Here is a 19,061-nt window from a genome sequence, read left to right as displayed (position 1 = left end):
CAAGAGTGAAGATAGGACCGATTAGTCGGGTGAAACGGCCATCGAATCGGGCGGGCGTCCGGTGGTCGGTCGCTCAGGCACCCATGTTCGCCACTTTCTCGGCGAACTCGGCGTGGAGGTCGGCGTGGTGATGGACGATTTTCCACTCGTCTTTCTCCTTCCGGTAGACGTTGGTCGTCCGGCCCTCCAGAGACATGGGTTCACCCGCAAAAGTCCACGACACCGACTCGGTGCAGAGTTCGTACGCAGCGTCGCCCATGACGCGGATTGCCTGGTCCGCTCGGGTGACCGTGCCATCCGTGCTCGCCGATGCGACTCCGGCGAAGGACCCAGAGACCGCCTCCCAACCCTCTTCCCGTCCACCGATTGGGTGCATGGTCGTCACGTCGTCCTCGTGTGACCAGACGTCCGCCATGGAGTCGGCATTCCCGTTCGCCATCGCTTCCAGCGCCCCGTAGAACTGGTCGGATGCGGCTCGGACGTCGTCTTCAGCTGCTACGCGTTTTGTAGACATTACAAACCTCACGGTGACGACGGCTCCAGAGCACATATACTAAATCTATGATATTTCGTACGGTCATCTATTTCGGACGTTTCGCCGGTAGGAGGCCTGACTGCTCGTTTCGACTAGAGTGAGTGAGGGACTGTACACGTCGGTATCGGACTGTCCGAACCGACTCTGGATGCGAGACTCGCACCCCGTAGTTAGCACGGTCTCGACAAACTATCACCAGTCGAGAATTTCAACAGAGCCGCGTCTCCGACTGCTTCGACCGTCGGCTTCACCGTCTCTCCGACCGCTCACACTCGACCGCCGCCCGGACTCGCCCGAAGCGAAACGTTCGTTTGCGTGACGGACCTCGGCACGCGCATGTCGCTGTTTTCTATCTTCGTCACCGCGCTCCTGCCGATTCTCGCCATCGGCGCGGTGGGGTTCGCCCTCGGTCGCGTCCGCGACGTGGACCCCGAGCCGCTCAACACGGTCACGGTGTACGTCCTCGCGCCGGTCCTCGTGTTCTACAGCCTCGCGACGACCGAACTCGCCGGCGAGACGCTGGCGACTATCACCGCCGGCGTCGTCGTCTACCACGTCGCCATGCTCCTCGTCGCGGGGGGCGTCGCCCGACTCGCCGGCGTCTCCGAACCCCTCCTCGGCGCGCTCGTCCTCGTCGCCGCCTTTCCGAACTCGGGGAACTACGGCATCCCCGTCAGTTCGTTCGCCTTCGGCGACACCGGCCGCTCGACGGCCGTCGTCTACCTCGCCGTCCAGAGCGTCCTCATCTACACGCTGGGCGTCTACATCGCCGGACGGGGGACCGACCGCGACGACGGCGCGCCGGGGTGGCGCGTCGGTCTCGAACGCATCGTCCGCATCCCGCTCGTCTACGCGGTCGTCGCCGCGCTCGCGGCCCGGTGGCTTGGCGTCGTCCCGCCGACGGGTGTCCCCGCGATGGAGACGCTCAGGCTCGTCGGCGACTCGTCGATTCCGATGATGCTCCTCATCCTCGGCATCCAACTCGCGGGGGCCGACCTCGGCTCGACGCTCTCGGAGGTCGGCGTCGTCGCCGCGCTCAAGACAGTCGTCGCCCCCGCGGTCGCCGTCGCGGTCGCGCTCGTCGCCGGTTTCGGCGACCCGACGGTCGCGCGGACGTTCGTCCTCGAATCCGCGATGCCCGCCGCGGTCACACCGCTCATCCTCGTCGCGGAGTTCGGCGACGCCACCGGAACCGGCTCGGCCACCTCGCTCGCCGAGTTCGTCTCCGCGGCCGTCTTCGTGACGACCCTCCTCAGCGTGCCCGCGCTCTCGGTGCTCATCTACCTCTTGAACCACGGCTTCGTGGTGTAGGCCCCGTTTCGCCACGATTTTGTGCGCTCTCTCCCACCTCCGAGTATGAAGATCGGATTCATCGGTGGCAGCGGTATCTACGAGGCGCTCCCGCTGGAGAACACCCGCGAGGAACCCGTCGAGACGCCCTTCGGCGAGCCCTCGACGACGCCCGTCGTCGGCGAGTTCGGCGACACCGGACGCGAGGTCGTCTTCCTCCCGCGACACGGCCCGGACCACCAGCACTCGCCGACGACGCTCCCCTACCGCGCGAACATCTTCGCGCTGAAGCAACTCGGCGTCACCCACGTCCTCGCCAGCAACGCCGTCGGCAGTCTCAAAGAGGACCTGCCGCCGCAGACGCTCGTCGTCCCCGACCAGATTTACGACCGCACGAAACACCGCCCGCTTACGTTCTTCGACGAGGGCATCGTCGTCCACCAACCCTTCGCGATGCCGTACGACGAGGAGCTCGTCTCCATCCTCGCCGAGGCCGCCGAGGAGGCGACCGACGCGCAGGTCCAAGCGGGCGGCACCTACGTCTGCATCGAAGGCCCCTCGTACTCCACGAAGGCCGAAAGCGAACACTACCGCGCACAGGGCTGGGACGTCATCGGCATGACGACCATCCCCGAGGCCAAACTCGCCCGGGAGGCCGAGATGGCCTACGCGACCATCACCGGCGTCACCGACTACGACGTCTGGAAGGAAGACAGCGAAGTCACGCTCGACGAGGTGCTGAAAAACGCCGCCGCCAACGAGGAGGCCATCAAGGAGACCGTCGAGGCCGCCATCCGCAAGATTCCCGACGGCCACGAGACCGACAGCCACTCCGCACTCGAAGGGACCATCAACACGCCCGACGAGGCCATCCCCGCCGAGACGAAACAAAAGCTCGCGCCGCTCATCGACGAGTACGTCGACTGAGCCGGCCTCAGTCGTTCAGTTCTGCGGATTCTGGCGAGTTGCCCTCCGGCTCCGGGACCTCGCTTTCGCCGCGCGCCGCCTCGTCGTCCGGCGAGAACTCGACCGCGTGACAGCGCGCGCAGTACGCGTTTTCGCCGCGGTCGGTCGTCGCGAGCGGGATGCCGGCCGCCACGAGTTGCGTGCTGAACTCCCGAGCGACGCCGCTTTCGTCCGACTCGCCGCAGACGACGCACTCGCGGACCGCCCGCGGCGACGTGACCACCTCGCGGACGCGACCGAACGAGGTCGGACTGTACGAGACGTAGCCGGGGAAATAGCAGTGCAACCAGAATATGGGCAAGAAAAACAGGAGCGCCCACGTCCAGATGGCAGACTGGGGAAACAGGATAGCCGCCGCGAGCGCCGCGAACAGCGTCGACGTGACGAGCGAAACCGCGACCGTCAACCGCCGGAGCGTGCTGGAGAGCAGGGTCGGATGGGGCACGCCTGAGAGTGACGACGGGCCCGATAAAATAGCTAGTCGTCCGCGATAGCCTCGGCTTCGAGTTCGGGGTCGTCGCCGTCCTCATCAGCACCGTCGGAGCCGTCGGCGACCGCCTCGGCTTCCGGCGCATCAGTTCCGTCGGCGGTCGAGTCGACCCCCGACCCCGCGCCGGGGTCGGCGTCGAACACCTCGGGGTTCCGAATCCAGAGGTCGCCGAACAGGTCGTCCTGCTTGAGGTAGACCGTGCTCCGGTGGGACAGAAACAGGAGCGCGAGGTAGGTCGTCATCACGGTGTCGGCCACGTCGCGAACCTCGGCGAACAGCACCTCGTCGCGGCCCTTCTCGTAGTGCGTCGCGAGCACGTCGCCGACGGCTTCGACGACCGCCTCGATGTCTTCGTTGTGGGCGGTTCCCGTCACGTCGTCCTCCGTGGGCTCGCCCGCGCCGCGCATCTCGCCGGGCGTGTGGTAGTCGAGCGTCTGCGTCCCGCGGGAGAAGCCGCGCGGCGACTCGGAGGTGTCGTACTCGCGGCGGCGCTTCCACCACGACCCGCGTTCGACCTCCCGGAGTTCGCGGACGAGTTCGTCCAGCGTCTCCGGCGACCCGCGGGCGTGCTTGCGTTCGAGCCGACGGTCCATCTCGTCTTCCAGCGCGTCGATGGGGTCGAAGCCGGGCGGGCCGTCGCCGTCGTCGCCCGGATGGCCCTCATCGCCACCGCCCTGTAAGGCGAGTTCCCACGGTTCGAGTTCCTCCTCGTCGGGTTCGTCCGGCGCGAGGAGTTCGTCGGACTTCATGCGCAGGAGGACGCTCGCGTAGAACAGCGCCCGCCCAGTCGTCCGGAGGTCCATCGCGTCGAGGCGGTTCAGGAAGGCGTCTGTGACCTCCACGATGTCGATGTCCCACGGGTCGATGGTGCCCTCCTTTGCGAGTTGGACGAGGAGTTCGACCGGTTCGACCTCGTCGTCGTCGGTCTCCGAGACGTCTTCCGGGAGGACGTCGTCCATCGCGTCGGGTTCGGTGGGGCCGGTGGAGTCAGCGGCGTCCGGAGTGGTGTCGACCGCGGAGCCCGACTCGGCGTCGTCGCCGCCGAACGAGAAGACCGCGTCGTCATCGTCATCCTCGTCGCTCGCGTCGCGCTCGCCGCGCCCGCGAGAGAGATTCAGTTCGGGGATGTCGTCAGTCATCCGCCGGAACCTCCGCTTCCACGTCCGCGTCGGCTCCGCCGCCGTCACCACCGTCGGCGTCGTCGCCGTCGTCGCTTCCGCTGTCGTCGCCGCCGAATCCGTCCGCGTCGCCTCCGTCGCCTCCGTCGCTTCCGGGCCCGCCGTCGCCGCCGAACTGAATACCCGTGACGGCGCTGACGTTGTCGCCCTGCATCGTCACGCCGATGGCGCGCTCGGCGCGTTCGAGGAGCGCGGAGCGGTGCGAGACGACGACGAACTGGGCGTCGCCCGCGAGGTCGTCGACCATCTGGCCGACGCGCTCGGCGTTCGCGGCGTCGAGGAAGGCGTCCACCTCGTCGAGCGCGTAGAACGGCGCGGGGTTGTGCCGCTGGATTGCGAAGATGAACGCGAGCGCCGTCAGCGACTTCTCGCCGCCGGACATGGCGTCGAGGCGCTGGATGGGTTTGTCGCCCGGTTGGGCCTTCATCGTCAGGCCCTCCTCGAAGGGGTCCTCGGGATTCTCCAACTGGAGGTGACCCGTCCCGTTCGACAGGCGCTCGAAGATGTCGGTGAAGTTCTCGGCGATGGCGTCGAACGACTCCATGAACGTCGCCTTCTTCTGGGACTCGTACTGGTCGATGCGGTCGGCGATGGCGTCCCGCTCTTCGACCAGCACGTCGCGGCGCTCTTGGAGGTCTTCGAGGTCGGCCTTCACGTCGTCGTACTCGTCGATGGCGAGCATGTTGACCGGTTCGAGCTCTTCCATCTCCTCGGTGAGGCGCTCGATTTCGGACTCGACCGTGTCGTGGTCGGGAATCTCGTCGGGGTCGTAGTCGCCGACCTGCGATTCGAGTTCGTCGATTTCCCACTCGAGGCGCTCCGCGGCCGAGCGCATGCTTTCGAGTTTCGATTCGACCGCGCTCACGCGGTCTTTCTTCTCGTCTCGGGCGCTCCGGGCCTCGCGGAGGTCGCCCTGGAGCTCCTTTCGGTCCTCCTTGAGGTCGACCAGTTCCTCTTCGAGTTCGGCGACCGCCTCGCGCTTGGCCTCGAGGTCGTCCTCGCGGTCCTCGATTTTCGACTCCGCCTCGGAGATGGACTTACGGGCCTCTGCCTTGCGGTTCTGGGCGGCCTCGACCGTGTCGTGGAGGTCGTCGACCGCGTCCTTGGCGTACTGCTTTTCGAGCTGAATCTCGTTGAGTCGGCCGTCGAGCGTGGACATCCGGTCTTCGAGGTCGTCGATGTCCGCGCGAATCTCGTCGGCGCGGGCGGTGAGTTCCGGGATCTCGGAGTCCGCGAGTTCGGCTTCGATGTCCTCGATTGCGGCTTCGACCGTCTCGATTTCGTCGTCGAGGTCGGCGATTTCGTCGTCGAGGTCGGACATCTGTTCGTCCACCGACTCGCGTTCGGACTGGAGTTCGTCGAGGCGGTCGTCGAGGCGGTCGATTTCGGCTTCGGCGTCCTCGATGTCCTCCTCGGCGTCCTCGATTTCGCGCTCGATGGTCCGGACGCGGTCGGCGGCGTCGGAGGCCCGGCCACGGGCGTCGTCGAGGTCGTCGTCGATGTCTCGAATCTCCTCGTTGAGCGAGCGACGGCGGTCTTCGAGCTTCGTAATCTCCTTCGCGAGGCGGTCGAGTTTGCCCTCGCCGGACTTCGAAAAGGAGTAGCGAGAGCCGCCGCCGGAGCCGCCGGTCATCGCGCCGGAGCGCTCGACGAGGTCGCCGTCGAGGGTGACCATGCGGTAGTCGCCCATCAGGTCGCGGGCGGTCCCCATGTCCTCGACGACGAGCGTCGAGCCGAGGACGTACGAGAAGACGGACTCGTACTGCGAATCGTAGTCGACGAGGTTTCGCGCGAAGTCCACGACGCCGGGGTTGTTGGGCTTGCGCGGCAGGCTCCGGTTGTCCATCTTCGTGATGGGCAGGAACGTCGCGCGACCCGCGTTGCGGGACTTCAGGTGGTCGATACAGGACGAGCCCACGCCGTCGTCGTCGACGACGACGTTGGCGAGGCGGCCGCCGGCGGCCGTCTCACACGCCTTGGCGTACTCGCCGTCGACGGAGCCGAGTTGGCCGACCGCGCCGTGAACGCCGGAGATGCCGGCGTTGAGGATGGTCGTGACGGCTCGGGGCCACGAGTTGTCGCCGTCCTTCCCGGCGCGGGCTTCGAGGCGGGCATACTCGGACTGCTTGGTCTGGAGTTCGTCCGTGACCTCCGAGAGTTCGTCGTTCAGTTCGGCCTTCTCGGCCTGCAGGTCCTCGATGACGCCGTCTATCTTCGCTTTGTTCTTCTCGGCGGTGTCGAGTTCGCTGTGCAGGTCGGAGACCGTCGCCTTCAGTTCGGGGATGCGCTCGCGGGCGCGTTCGAGTTCGTCCCGCGTCTCCGAAATCTGGTTCGAGCGGCGGCGCGCGTCGTCGAGCAGGCGGTCCTTGGCGCGCTGGCGGTCGTTTTTCTCGTCTTTGAGCTCGTCGAGCGTCTCCTTTCTCGCCGCGAGTTCGGACTTCAGCTCGTCGAACTCGGTGTCGACCGAGTCGATTTCGGCCTGCACCTCGGAGAGTTCGACCCGCTTGGACTGGATATCGCTTTTGACCGACGCCTTCTCGACTTTGACCTCGCGGATGTCGTCTTCGAGGTCGTCGATCTGTTCTTGCTTGCGGTCGATGTCGACGAACGCCTTCCGGCGCTCGGCCTCGGCGTCGTCGCGCTTTTCCTCGGCGGCCTCGATGGCGTTTTCGAGCCGGGAGATGTCGCCCTTTATCTCCTCCATCTCCGACTTGATGCGGAGCTGTTCGTCCTCGCCCTTGCGCTCTATCTCGCGGGTGAGGTCTTCGAGGTCCGCTTCGAGACGGGTGACCTTGCCCTGTCGCTCGTCGAGTTCGGCCTGCAGGTCTTCGAGGTCTGCCTCGGTGGACTCGATGCGCGATTCGGTCCGCGAGAGGTCGTCGCGCTTGTCTTCGAGCTCCGCGGCCTTCAGGTAGCCCTCGTACTCCTCTTTCTCTTCGCGGAGTCCCTTGTAGGTGAGCGCGGTCTCGCGCTCGTCGGCGAGTTGGTCGAGGCGCGTCTCCTTTTCCTCGATGCGGAGGTCCGCCTCGTCGACGCGCTCTTCGACCGCCTCCAACTCCTCGAAGGCGGCGTCTTTCTTCTCGTCGAACTCGGCGACGCCCGCGATTTCGTCGATGATGCCCCGCCGCTGGTAGGGCGTCATGTTGATTATCTCGGTCACGTCGCCCTGCATGACGACGTTGTAGCCCTCGGGGGTGATTCCCGCCTGGGCGAGCAGGTCCTTGATGTCCGAGAGGTTGACGGAGCGCTCGTTGAGGTAGTAGTACGAGTAGTAGTTGTCCGGCGTCTCCTTGACGCGGCGCTTGATGGTTATCTCCTCGACGTCGCCGACCTTGTCGGTGCCGGCGGCGTTGACGACCTGCGACCGGTCGAGCGTCCCCTCGGAGTTGTCGAGGACGACCGTGACGCTGGCCTCCTTGGGCTGTTTCGCGGCCTCGTCGCTCCCGTCGGCGTGACCGGGGTTGTAGATGAGGTCCGTCAGCTTCTCGGCGCGAATCCCGCGAGTGCGGGCGAGACCGAGCGCGAAGAGGACGCCGTCGATGATGTTCGATTTGCCGGAACCGTTCGGGCCCGTAACGACCGTGAAATCCTCGTAGAACGGGATGCGAGTCGGCCGCCCGAAGCTCTTGAAACCGTCAAGGACGAGCTCTTTGATGTGCATGGGTTGGTGTTCACGCGGGCGACGCCCGCAGGTGGAGCGCGCCGCATGAACACGGGGCGCGCTCGCGTCGGACGGCGCGCCCGATTACGCGACGATGATGTCGTCGTCGGGGGTCTCGCCGTCGCCTTCGTCAGTCTCGTCGGTCTCGTCCGGTTTAGTCTCATCGCCGTCGGCCGGCGCCGCCTCGTCGGCTTCGCCGGGCTCCGCGGCGGACTCGGCTTCGGTCTCCCAGTCGCCGCGACGGGTCGCGGCCCGCGAGGGGACGTCCACGTCGTTGGCGTCTTCGAGCTGGCGAAGCCGTTCTTTGGTCTCGACGAGTTCCTCGGTGAGTCCGTTCACGGCGGCCTGCAGTTCTGCGACTTTGGATTCGAGTTCCTCCACCCGGTTACTCATGGGTAACATAGCCCCTCGCGTGAGACATAAATGTGCGTCAGACAATCACCGAAAATGTGATACGTGTGCGGGCGACCCCGCCCTCGAACGCTCGCCGCCGGCCCCTCAGTCTCGGTACGACTCGGTCGTCGTCTTCCGGAGCGAGCGGACCGCCTCGAGGTACTCCTCCCGACTGCGCTTTTCTGCTTTCGCCGCGCGGACCTCGGCCATCGCCTCGGGGCTGGTGAGCAGGTCGACCAGCGTGCAGGCGGTGAGTTTCGCCGGGATGACGTACGCCATCTCCTCGTCGACGACCCGGAAGTCCCGGGCGTGAATCGCGCCCTCGAAGCCGCCGGTCCACGGGTGGATTCCGGGGACGAGCTGCGTGATGTCGCCCATGTCCGTCGAGCCCGAGAGGTGGGCGTGGCCCTCGTCGACGGCGTCGGGGCCGACGATGTCGCGGGCGTTCTCGTCGTAGAACGCGACCATCGTCTCGTCGGTCCGAAGCGGCATGTAACCGGGGTAGTCCTCGATTTCCACGTCGCCGCCGACGCCCATCGCGCCGGAGGCGAGCGCCCGGTTGACCGACTCGTTCGCCTCGGAGACGGCCTCGACGGAGGCCGCGCGGACGTACGACTCCATCGTCACCTCTGCGGGGACGACGTTGACGCCGTCGCCGCCGCGGGTGATGATGGGGTGGACGCGGACGTGGTCCTCGTCGCGGAAGCGCTCGCGCTGGGCGTGGACCGCGTTCATCCCCAGCATCGCGGCGTTGAGCGCGTTGACGCCCTCGTCGGGAGCCGCGCCGGCGTGCGCCTCGGCCCCGCGGTAGGTGACGAACTTGCCGACGAACCCGTTCGTCGAGAAGTCGCTCGTAATCGTCCGCTCGGGCGTGTCGCTGCCGGCGTGCATCATCGCGGCGGCGTCCCAGTCGTCGACGTAGCCGCGGCGGATGAGCTCCTGTTTGCCGCCGAAGAACTCGATGTCGCCCGCTTCGAGCAGGTCGCGGCGGTAGTCGAGGTCGAGGTACTCCTCCGCCGGGACGGCGACGAACTCGACCGCACCGTCGAGGTCGTCGACGACGCCGCTGCCGACGAGGCCGAAGGCGGTCCCGACGAGGTGCGCGAGTTGGGCGTTGTGGCCGCAGGCGTGGACCGCGCCGGTCTCGGGGTCCGCCATCGGGTGGTCCGGGTTGACGAGCGCGTCGAGTTCACCGAGGACGGCCGCGACGAAGTCGCCCGAGCCGGTTCTGGCCCGCGCGCCGGTAATCGCCAGTTCCGTCTCCACGTCGAGGTCGAGGTCCTCGAAGAGAGAGACGACCTTCTCGGTCGTCTTGACCTCCTTGTAGCCGAGTTCCGGTTCGGCTTGCACGTCCTTCGCGAAGGCGATGATTTCGTCGGCGCGGTCGTCGATAGCGTCGCAGACGCGGGCTTTGAGGGCCGCGACGCGGTCGTCGTCGGTCATCGCGTCTCACTCCTGCGGGCGGAGCGGTCGTCGGTGGCGGTCGTCATCAGATAATCCCCTGTGCGGAGAGCACGGCCTGCGAGATGAGCGCGGAGCCGAAGAACGTCCCGAAGAAGACGAACACCGCCACGAGGACGAGCTTCCAGCTGACTTCCTTCATCTTCCCGGTCTGGAGGCCGATAGAGAGCCCCGCGTAGGCGAGAATCGGCGTCGTCGTCGCGAGGAAGTCGACCTTCCCGACGGCGGCCAGAAACGGCGCTTGGACCGGCGAAAACGGGAGCGCCAGGGCGAACGCGAGAATCATCGCGTAGGCGAACGCCGGCAGGTCGAGCGGAACCAGCCGGCCCATGAGCAGGGCGACGAGCCCGATGAGGACGATGAGCGCCATGCCGGGGAGCGCGGCGAGGAAGCCGGTGCCGGTGGCGAGGAGGTTCGCCGTCAGCGTCAGGAACGCCACCACGAGCAGCATCTTCAGCGACTCGACGGAGAACTCCGGGGTCGACATCGACATCTCACTCACCTCCGTCGGTCGCGGCGGTACCGCGGCCGAGTACGGGTGCGAGGACCGCGTAGAGGCGCGTGATGACCGGGAGGCCGACGAGGATGACCATGTAGAGCCCCGTGATGCCGGTCAGGAGGTTGCTCGTCGCGGCGAAGCTCAGAATCTGGTCTTCGGCGACGCCCGCGCCGCCGACGGCCGCCGCCAGCGACGTGGAACAGGCGGTCATCATACTCGCGGAGCCCATGCCGCAGGCCATCGAGAGCGCGAGCGGGTGGAGCCCCGTCGCGGGGGCGAAACCGCCGAGCAGACCGAAGAAGACGGTTCCGAGGACCGTTCCCGTCATGTAGGTACCGAGGACGCCGCGCCCCTCGGGCGACTCGATGCCGTACTTGTCGGTGATGACGCCGAGGGTCGGTTCGCGGGCGATGCTGACCGCGGCCCCGATGGACTCGCGCTTGAGGCCCAAAAGCAGGGCGAGCGGGAGGGCGACGAGAATCGTGCCGAGGTTACCGAACTCCTGCAGGACGAACGCCGGGCCGGCCGCCACGAGGTCGTAGAACGACGGCGCGACGAGCGTTCCGTACTTGACGCCGAGCGGCATCAGCGCGATGACCAGAAGCGGCGAAGCGATGCGGCTCACGTCCTCGTCGACGACCCGCCGGAGCGGTTCGAAGAGCGACCCGAGGACGCTGTAACTGAGGACGAGACCGAGGACGACGGCGTACAGGAGCGGCAGGAGCACGACCTGCCCCGGCCCGAGCGGGAACGTTATCGTGCCGACGAGTTCCGCGACGACGACGATGAAAAGAACCGTCAGGTGCGTCCGGAGGTGCGCCGAGAGTCGGCCGCCGGTGCGAATCGGTGCCCATCTATCCGAGGTGGTATCGTTTGTCATATGTGAACGACGTCTGTGAATCGTGGAGATGAAACGCCAGTATATAAAACCTCGTTAGTGATTGTCTGCCGGTTGTGGCAGGGGTCGGTGCCGGGGCCAGCGACCCACGAACGGGCTCCGCTGCGACCAGTCCCGTTAGTCTTTAGCCCACCGCCGTCGAAGCGCGGCCAATGACTGCGCAAGCGCTCGAACAGCGCGAACTCGCGGTCGTCATCGGGTTGGAGGTCCACGTTCAACTCGAGACGGCCACGAAGATTTTCTGTAGCTGTTCGACCGAGCCTGCCGAGGACGAGGAGCCGAACACCCGCGTGTGCCCCGTCTGTCTCGGGCTGCCGGGCGCGCTCCCGGTGCTCAACGAGGCGGCGGTGGAGTCGGCGGTCAAAATCGGCAAGGCGCTGAACGCCGATATCGCCGAGGACACCCGCTTCCACCGGAAGAACTACTACTACCCCGACCTGCCCAAGAACTTCCAAATCACCCAGTACGACGCGCCCATCTGCGCCGACGGGACGCTGGAGGTGTCCGTCGAGGGCACCCGCCGGGACATCGGCATCACGCGCGCCCACCTCGAAGAGGACCCCGGCAGCCTCCAGCACAAAGGCGGCAGCATCGACACGGCGGACTACACCCTCGTCAACTACAACCGCGCCGGTACGCCGCTGGTCGAAATCGTCACCGAGCCCGACTTCCGGAGCCCGCAGGAGACTCGCGCGTTCCTCGCGAAGCTCGAAGAGGTGCTCGAATACCTCGGCGTGTTCGACGCCACCCGCGACGGCTCGCTCCGCATCGACGCCAACATCTCGCTCGTCCCCGCCGACGAGGTCGACGACGACGGCTCGATTTCCGACGAGGCGCTCGAGGCGGCCAACCGCACCGAGGTCAAGAACATCTCCAGCCACAAGGGCGCAGAGAAGGCGCTGGCCTACGAGGTCACCCGCCAGAAGAACGCCATCAAGCGCGGCCGCGCCGTCGAGCAGGAGACGCGCCACTGGGACGAGTCCCGCGGCATCACCGTCTCGATGCGCTCGAAGGAAGAAGAAAAGGACTACCGCTACTTCCGCGAGGCCGACCTCCCGCCGCTCCAGGTCGCCCACTGGAAGGAGGAGATTCCGATTCCGGAACTCCCCGACGCCCGCCGCGAGCGCTTCCACACCGAGTACGGCATCGACGAGGAGTCCGCCTCGAAGCTCACCTCGACCAAGGAGGTCGCCGACTTCTTCGAGGACGTGGCCGCCGAGTTCGACGCCGACCTCGCCGCGACGTGGGTCGCCGACAACCTGCTCGGCGAACTCAACTACCGCGACATGCACATCACGGACGTGTCGGACCGCCTCGACGAGTTCACGCGGCTCGTCGAACTCGTCGACGCCGACGAGGTGACGACGAAGAACGCCGAGGAAATCGTCCTCCGCGAGATGCTCGACGAGGGCAAAGACCCCGACACCATCGTCGACGAAGCAGGACTCGGAAAGGCCGACGACGACGAAATCGGCGGCTTCGTGCAGGAAGCCATCGACGAGAACCCCGACGCCGTCGAGGACTACCACGACGGCGAGGGCGGCGCGCTGAACTTCCTCGTCGGACAGGTCATGCAGAAGTCCAAGGGGAGCGCCGACCCCGGCACCGTGAACCAGTTGCTCCGCGAGCGACTGGACGAGTAACCGACCGTCTTCGGTTTCGCTTCTCCGCGACGAGCGGTCGTTTCCTGTTAGGGTCGGCGTGCGTGGCTACGACCAGTCATCGTCATCATCGTCGCGCCCGAACAGCATCGCCGACCCGAGGACGACCGCGAACCACGTCAGCGCCTCCTCCGTTGCCGGGGAAGACGGAAGCGGACGCTCCACGCCGGTCCGGTAGACGAGGAAGTAGTCGCCGTCGACCTCGAACACTCTCGCGCCCGCGTCCGCAGACCAGAGTTCGCGGTCCGTCGTCGCCGACCCGTCTTCGATAACCGTCCACGCGGTCGGGTACCGGTCGGGAGGTCGAGCGACCCCATCCAGCGCCGCCGCGGCCGAGACGCGCGCCGTCGAGAGGACGTACCGGCCGTCCTCCCACGTCGATTCGCGCTCGAAGACCCGGCCGTCGTAGTACGCGAGGTACGGTTCGTCGGCGTCGAGATGCCCGGACGAACTGAATTTCACGTCCGGGTGGTCCACCGCGAGCGTCCCGTTCAGGGTTGCGGCCTCCAGCGCGCAGTAGCGAGTCACCGACGACCCGACCGAGCAGGCGAATCCGTCGATGCCGTGCCACAACTCCGAGCGAGCGTCGCGGTCGGGGACGACGAGTCGGTTGTCCTCGACCCCGATATCGGCTGACTCGTAGGTGTACGTCGGTCCGGTGAGCCCGAGCGCAGGTCCCCAGAGCGGCGTGAAAATCAGCAGGACCGCGAGGCCGAGACGAAGGTGTTCGGTGGAGGGCTGTCGCATGGCGCTCCCTTCCGACCCGTCGAGGAAAGTCGTTCTGCTGTCAGGTCAGTCGGGAGGGGTCGAAGGTGGCCGAGATTAATCGTCGCCCGCCGCCGGCGTCGCCCCGCGGTCGAGGACGCCCTCGCGCCACGTGCCGAGCCGGAACCACGCGACGGCGACCGCAAAGGAGGCGACGGCACCGACGACGTACGCCCACCAGAGGCCTTCGACGCCCCACGCGAGTCCCGAGACGGGGCCGACGACCGGGAGAGAGACGGTCCACGCGAACGCGACCGCGAGGGCGACCGGGACGCGGAAAATCCACCGCGAGAGGAACGACAGCGCCATTGCGGCCTTGGTGATGCCCGCGCCGCGGAACGCCCCCTGAATCACCATCACGCCGCCGAAGAACGCCCACGACGGGGCGACGATTCGGAGGAACGTCACGCCCGCATCGATGACCGGCTGTTCGTCGATAAAGAGACGCATCGCCTCGGCCGGGAAGGCCACCACGAGCCCCGCGGCGGCGAAGAGTAGCCCCATCGTCCCCGCCATCGCGGTCCACGCGACCGAGGCGGCCCGGTCGGGCGTCCGCGCGCCGAGGTTCTGGCCGACGCCGGTCGCCGTCGCCTGCCCGACCGCGCCGGAGACGGTCCACGAGACAGACATGAGTCGGACGCCGATACCGTAGGCCGCGGTCGCGGTCGGCCCGAACCGGGCGACGAACGCGGCCATCACGACCGCAGAGAAGCTCCGTGCCCAGCCATCGAGAGTGGCCGGGGAGCCGATATCGACCAGCTTTCTGAGGCGCTCCGGGTCGGGGCGGAGGTCGGTGGGGCGGAGTCTGACTCCCCAGTCGCCGCGCAGGAGGATGTAGACGCCGGCGGCCGTCGCGAACAGTCGGGCGATGAGCGTCGCAATCGCCGCGCCGCGGGTTCCCATCCCCGCGATTGGGCCCCAGCCGATGATGAGAATCGGGTCGAGGACGACGTTGAGGCCGGCGGAGGCGACCATGAGCCACATCGCGGTCTTCGTGTCGCCCGCGCCCTGTAGCGCCGCCCGGAACGCGAAAAACAGGAACGTGAGCGGGAGCGAGAGGAAGATGACTTCGATGTAGGCGAGCGCCGCGGTGAAGACGGCTCCCTCCGCGCCGATGAGTTCCAAAAGCGGATGTCTGAACGCGAAGCCGGCGACGGCGAGGACGACCGACACGGCGAGGGTGAGAAGCACCGTCTGGCCGACGACGCGGTCGGCCTCGCGGTCCTCGCCCGCGCCGACGTGTTGCGAGACGAGGGCGATGGTCGCCGCGGTGATGCCCATCGCAGTCGAGACGAACATCCAGCTCGTCGGGAACATGAGCGAGACGGCGGCGACGGCGTCCGCACCGACGCGGCCGACCCAGAACACGTCCGCGAGGTTGTACAGCGTCTGGAGGAGGTTCCCCGCGACGAGCGGCCACGAGAGCGAGAGCAGTTTGGGGGCGATTCGCCCCTCGGTCATGTCGATTCGCGAATCACCCGACACGGTCTCAGGTTCGGCGGGGAGGATGTCAACGCTTCTGGTGTCGCGGGCGCGCTCGGTGTCGAGCCGGGTGGCAAGGCGAGTCGGTGAAATCCGACGGGAGACGCAGCGTGTGGTGGACCGTCGGCAGACACACACCTTCGCGCGCGAAGCGCGCTCACCCGCACGCTCGTATCCGCGCGCGTTGAGGCCGCTACGCTCCGAATTCGGCACGAAAGGTTTAGGACAACCCCCGACATATCGCCGCTCAATGAGTAGGGGTCCGGAACTCATCATCACCGAGAAGGACAACGCCGCGAGGCGCATCGCCGACATCCTGAGCGGCGAGACCGCCTCCGCGGAGCGAATGAACGGCGTGAACGTCTACAAGTGGGGCGGCAAGCGTTGTATCGGCCTGTCGGGCCACGTCGTCGGCGTGGACTTCCCGCCGGAGTACAACGACTGGCGCGACGTGGAGCCGGTCGAGCTCATCGGCGCGCCCGTCGAGAAACACCCCACGCAGGAGAACATCGTCGCCGCGCTCCGCCGGCTCGCTCGCCGCGCGGGGACGGTCACCATCGCGACCGACTACGACCGTGAGGGCGAACTCATCGGGAAAGAGGCCTACGAGCTCGTCCGCGACGTGAACGAGGATGTGCCCGTCGACCGCGTGCGGTTTTCCTCCATCACGAAGCGCGAGGTGACCGAGGCGTTCGATAATCCCGACGACCTCGACTTCAACCTCGCCGCCGCGGGCGAGGCCCGACAGATTATCGACCTCGTCTGGGGGGCCGCGCTCACGCGCTTCCTCTCGCTTTCGGCCCGCCAGCTCGGCAACGACTTCATCTCGGTCGGCCGCGTGCAGGGACCGACGCTGAAGCTCATCGTCGACCGCGAGCGCGAAATCGAGGCGTTCGACCCCGAGGACTACTGGGAGCTGTTCTCCAAGCTGACGAAGGACGCCGACGGTGACGCCGAGTCCTTCGAGGCGCAGTACTTCTACCTCGACGACGACGGCACCGAAGCCGAGCGCATCTGGGACGAGGAGTCCGCGGAGTCGGCCTACCAGACGCTCCTCGGCGTCGAGGCCGCAGAAGTCGCGTCGGTCAATCGCCGCACGCGAACCGACACGCCGCCCGCACCGTTCAATACCACGCAGTTCATCCGCGCCGCCGGCTCTATCGGCTACTCCGCACAGCGGGCGATGAGCATCGCCGAGGACCTCTACACGGCCGGCTACATCACCTATCCGCGGACCGACAACACGGTGTACCCCGACGACCTCGACCCGCGCGAACTGCTCGGCGCGTTCGAGGGCGACCGCCGGTTCAAGGAGGACGCCGAATCCCTCCTCGAACAGGAGGAAATCGAGCCCACCGAGGGCGACAACGAGACGACCGACCACCCGCCGATTCACCCGACCGGCGAACTCCCCTCGGCGTCCGACCTCACCGAAGACGAGTGGGACGTGTACGAACTCGTCGTCCGGCGCTTCTTCGCAACCGTCGCCGAGGACGCCGTCTGGGAGCACCTCCGCGTCGTCGCCGAGGTCGAGGGGCTCTCGCTGAAGGCCAACGGCAAGCGCCTGCTCGAAGCCGGCTACCACGACGTCTACCCGTACTTCAACTCCAGCGAGTCGTTCGTGCCGGACGTCGAGGAAGGCGAGTCGCTCGTGCTGTCCGACACGCACCTCGACGCCAAGCAGACCCAGCCCCCGCGGCGCTACGGCCAGTCGCGGCTCATCGAGACGATGGAACAGATGGGCATCGGGACGAAGGCGACCCGCCACGACGTGATTCAGAAGCTCTACGACCGCGGCTACATCGAGAGCGACCCACCGCGGCCGACACGCCTCGCGCGGGCCGTCGTGGAGGCCTCCGAGGACTTCGCGAAACTCATCGTCAGCGAGGAGATGACCTCGCAACTCGAATCCGACATGCTGGCCATCGCCCGCGGCGAGGCCACCCTCGAAGACGTGACCGAGGAGTCCAAAGAGATGCTCCAGGACGTGTTCGAGGGGCTAATGGAGTCCCGCGAGGAACTCGGCAAGCAACTGCAGGACTCACTGAAAGCCGACAAGACGGTCGGCACCTGCCCCGACTGCGGCGGCGACCTCGTCGTCAGAAAGAGCCGCCGCGGCTCGTACTTCATCGGCTGTGACTCCTACCCCGACTGTACCTACACGCTCCCGCTTCCCTCCACGGGCAAGCCGCTCATCATGGAGGACTCCTGCGAAGAACACGACCTCCACCACATCAAGATGCTCGCCGGGCGCAAGACGTTCGTCCACGGCTGTCCGCTCTGTAAGGCCGAGGAGGCCGACGAGGAAGACGACCTCGTCATCGGGACGTGTCCGGAGTGCGGTGAGGAAGAAGGGGGAGAGCTAGCTATCAAGCGCCTCCGCTCCGGCTCTCGGCTCGTCGGCTGTACCCGCTACCCCGACTGTGACTACTCGTTGCCGCTGCCTCGTCGCGGCGACATCGAGGTGACAGACGAGTCCTGCGAGGAACACGACCTGCCAGAGCTCCGGATTACGTACGAAGGCGACCGCGAGCCGTGGGAGCTCGGCTGTCCCATCTGCAACTACCGCGAGTATCAGGCCCAGCAGAACGGCGAGGGCGGCTCGGACTTAGAGAGCATCAGCGGCATCGGCGCGAAGACCGCCGAGAAGCTGAAAGACGCCGGCATCGAGGACGTGAAGACGCTGAAGGCGTCCGAACCCGACGACATCGCGGCGAAAGTCGAAGGCGTTGGTGCGGATACGGTTCGGAAGTGGCAGACGGCGGCGGATTAATTCCCGTTCCAAACGTATCGTTTTCCCCGGCCGTTTTCGACCGAGACTTCGGGGAGTCGGGCGAGCCAAACGCCGACTGAACTCGCCCGGCGTTTCGCGCTACTCCGCGATAGCTCTGACTCGGATTCGACGAAGTCAACGAGCTCGCTGTGTCCGAACGACTCCGACTCCGAGAGCGGGTGTGCGAGTCGTTCGATTATCTCTGCGTTTCGAATCCCGTCGAGAAGGAGGGGTTCGGCCTCGGCGTTGAGGCCCGCTGTTCGATAGGCGATGTACCGAGCGCCGCTTCGGGTGAGCGACCAGCGGCGCTGTCTGTGGGTCTCCTCGTCGGGCCACTCTTGGTGAACGAACCCGAGAATCCAGCCCGCACCCGCGTACAGGTCCGCGTGGCGGGGCGATACGCCCGCGGACGCGACAATGTCGTCTTTGGTTCCGCGGGTGTCGCCGATAGCCGAGAGAACAGCGTCGAGGGTTTCGAACGAGTTGGCGAGCGGAATTCGTTTCGACGGAACCGTGCTCGTCTCGTCGGTCTCTCCGAACAGGTTCCAGAAACCCTCGTCGGGTTCGAACTGTCCGCCGCCTCGCCGAACGCCGACGCGAAGGTCGACCATCGACTCGAACAGCGCGGAACCGTTCACCAAGTGGATACCCGCCCGCTCGGCGCTTTCGGCGGCTGGTGTGGTAAACGAACTCGTCGTGATGACCGTCCCGGTGTCGCATCCCGTATCGGCTAGCGCGCCCTGAAATCGCTGTATTGCGGGCGAACCGACCGTGTTGCTCGGGTCGTACTGCTTCGCCTGAACGCCGAGCGAAACGTCCAGAAGCGGATTACTGACGCGACCGTCGATGTCGATGCCGCCGTCCTGTCGAAAAGCGGTTACCGAGAACCGCGCCGGGGGAAGCGACTCCGTGAGCACCGACTCGCAGAGTAGTTCGAACTCCGCCGCGGACAGGGACATCGCTCTGTGTTCGACGTATTCGGTCGCGGCGGCAGCGTCCATCGTACACC

Annotated in this window: 15 protein-coding genes; 4 read left to right on the top strand and 11 right to left on the bottom strand. The window is 66.6% G+C overall.

All coding sequences use genetic code 11. The annotated features are described in order from the left end of the window. Positions 1-73: 73 nt before the first annotated feature. Entirely contained in the window at positions 74-514 is a 441-nt protein-coding gene (locus tag C5B91_RS01960) for a nuclear transport factor 2 family protein (RefSeq protein ID WP_233514183.1), read from the bottom strand. A gap of 336 nt (positions 515-850) precedes the next feature. Between C5B91_RS01960 and C5B91_RS01955 the strand changes: the two genes are divergently transcribed. Further along, a complete protein-coding gene (locus tag C5B91_RS01955) occupies positions 851-1,846 on the top strand; it encodes an AEC family transporter (protein WP_115819024.1) in 996 nt (331 codons plus the stop codon). 45 nt (positions 1,847-1,891) lie between these two features. Then, on the top strand, positions 1,892-2,752 hold the full coding sequence (gene mtnP, locus C5B91_RS01950) for an S-methyl-5'-thioadenosine phosphorylase (RefSeq protein WP_008092066.1): 861 nt from the start codon (positions 1,892-1,894) through the stop codon (positions 2,750-2,752). Positions 2,753-2,759: 7 nt separating this feature from the next. On the opposite strand, the gene C5B91_RS01945 is transcribed toward mtnP, so the two are convergent. The 7 genes from C5B91_RS01945 to C5B91_RS01915 all read right to left on the bottom strand — a co-directional run bounded on the left by C5B91_RS01945 (position 2,760) and on the right by C5B91_RS01915 (position 11,353). Then, on the bottom strand, positions 2,760-3,236 hold the full coding sequence (locus tag C5B91_RS01945; protein WP_115819023.1) for a hypothetical protein: 477 nt from the start codon (positions 3,234-3,236) through the stop codon (positions 2,760-2,762). 32 nt (positions 3,237-3,268) lie between these two features. Next, positions 3,269-4,420: a ScpA family protein gene (locus C5B91_RS01940; RefSeq protein ID WP_049968601.1), complete on the bottom strand. Its 1,152-nt coding sequence runs from the start codon at positions 4,418-4,420 to the stop codon at positions 3,269-3,271. After that, on the bottom strand, positions 4,413-8,120 hold the full coding sequence (gene smc / locus C5B91_RS01935) for a chromosome segregation protein SMC (protein ID WP_115819022.1): 3,708 nt from the start codon (positions 8,118-8,120) through the stop codon (positions 4,413-4,415). Before smc ends, C5B91_RS01940 begins: the two co-directional genes overlap by 8 nt. 84 nt (positions 8,121-8,204) lie before the next feature. Then, on the bottom strand, positions 8,205-8,513 hold the full coding sequence (locus tag C5B91_RS01930) for a hypothetical protein (RefSeq protein WP_008092056.1): 309 nt from the start codon (positions 8,511-8,513) through the stop codon (positions 8,205-8,207). 105 nt (positions 8,514-8,618) lie between these two features. Continuing rightward, complete coding sequence (locus C5B91_RS01925) at positions 8,619-9,956, bottom strand: amidohydrolase (RefSeq protein WP_115819021.1); 1,338 nt, start codon at positions 9,954-9,956, stop codon at positions 8,619-8,621. A 46-nt stretch (positions 9,957-10,002) separates the two neighbouring features. Continuing rightward, positions 10,003-10,467 (bottom strand): hypothetical protein, encoded by a 465-nt coding sequence (locus C5B91_RS01920; RefSeq protein WP_008092052.1) that lies wholly within the window; start codon positions 10,465-10,467, stop codon positions 10,003-10,005. A gap of 1 nt (position 10,468) precedes the next feature. Then, positions 10,469-11,353, bottom strand: coding sequence for a DUF3100 domain-containing protein (locus tag C5B91_RS01915; RefSeq protein ID WP_008092050.1), 885 nt, complete (start codon positions 11,351-11,353; stop codon positions 10,469-10,471). Between the two features lie 170 nt (positions 11,354-11,523). Between C5B91_RS01915 and gatB the strand changes: the two genes are divergently transcribed. Further along, on the top strand, positions 11,524-13,014 hold the full coding sequence (gene gatB, locus C5B91_RS01910) for an Asp-tRNA(Asn)/Glu-tRNA(Gln) amidotransferase subunit GatB (RefSeq protein ID WP_008092047.1): 1,491 nt from the start codon (positions 11,524-11,526) through the stop codon (positions 13,012-13,014). A gap of 66 nt (positions 13,015-13,080) precedes the next feature. Here the strand turns inward: gatB and C5B91_RS01905 are convergent, their stop codons facing one another. After that, positions 13,081-13,779, bottom strand: a complete 699-nt coding sequence (locus C5B91_RS01905) for a hypothetical protein (RefSeq protein WP_049968123.1) — start codon at positions 13,777-13,779, stop codon at positions 13,081-13,083. 75 nt (positions 13,780-13,854) lie between these two features. Further along, positions 13,855-15,282 carry an MATE family efflux transporter gene (locus C5B91_RS01900; protein WP_304999678.1) on the bottom strand — a complete coding sequence of 476 codons (1,428 nt, stop codon included), beginning with the start codon at positions 15,280-15,282 and terminating at the stop codon, positions 13,855-13,857. A 247-nt stretch (positions 15,283-15,529) separates the two neighbouring features. Between C5B91_RS01900 and C5B91_RS01895 the strand changes: the two genes are divergently transcribed. Then, positions 15,530-18,052 carry a DNA topoisomerase I gene (locus C5B91_RS01895; RefSeq protein ID WP_049968122.1) on the top strand — a complete coding sequence of 841 codons (2,523 nt, stop codon included), beginning with the start codon at positions 15,530-15,532 and terminating at the stop codon, positions 18,050-18,052. Here C5B91_RS01895 and C5B91_RS01890 read toward each other — a convergent pair. Continuing rightward, complete coding sequence (locus C5B91_RS01890; protein WP_115819020.1) at positions 18,049-19,053, bottom strand: restriction endonuclease; 1,005 nt, start codon at positions 19,051-19,053, stop codon at positions 18,049-18,051. The two genes, C5B91_RS01895 and C5B91_RS01890, sit on opposite strands and share 4 nt — an antisense overlap. Positions 19,054-19,061: the final 8 nt, after the last annotated feature.

Origin of the sequence: Haloferax sp. Atlit-10N, from assembly GCF_003586325.1 — an archaeon.
Taxonomy (GTDB): domain Archaea; phylum Halobacteriota; class Halobacteria; order Halobacteriales; family Haloferacaceae; genus Haloferax; species Haloferax prahovense.
The sequence above is the reverse complement of the archived record's forward strand: the minus strand, read 5'-3'. Positions and strand labels throughout refer to the sequence as shown.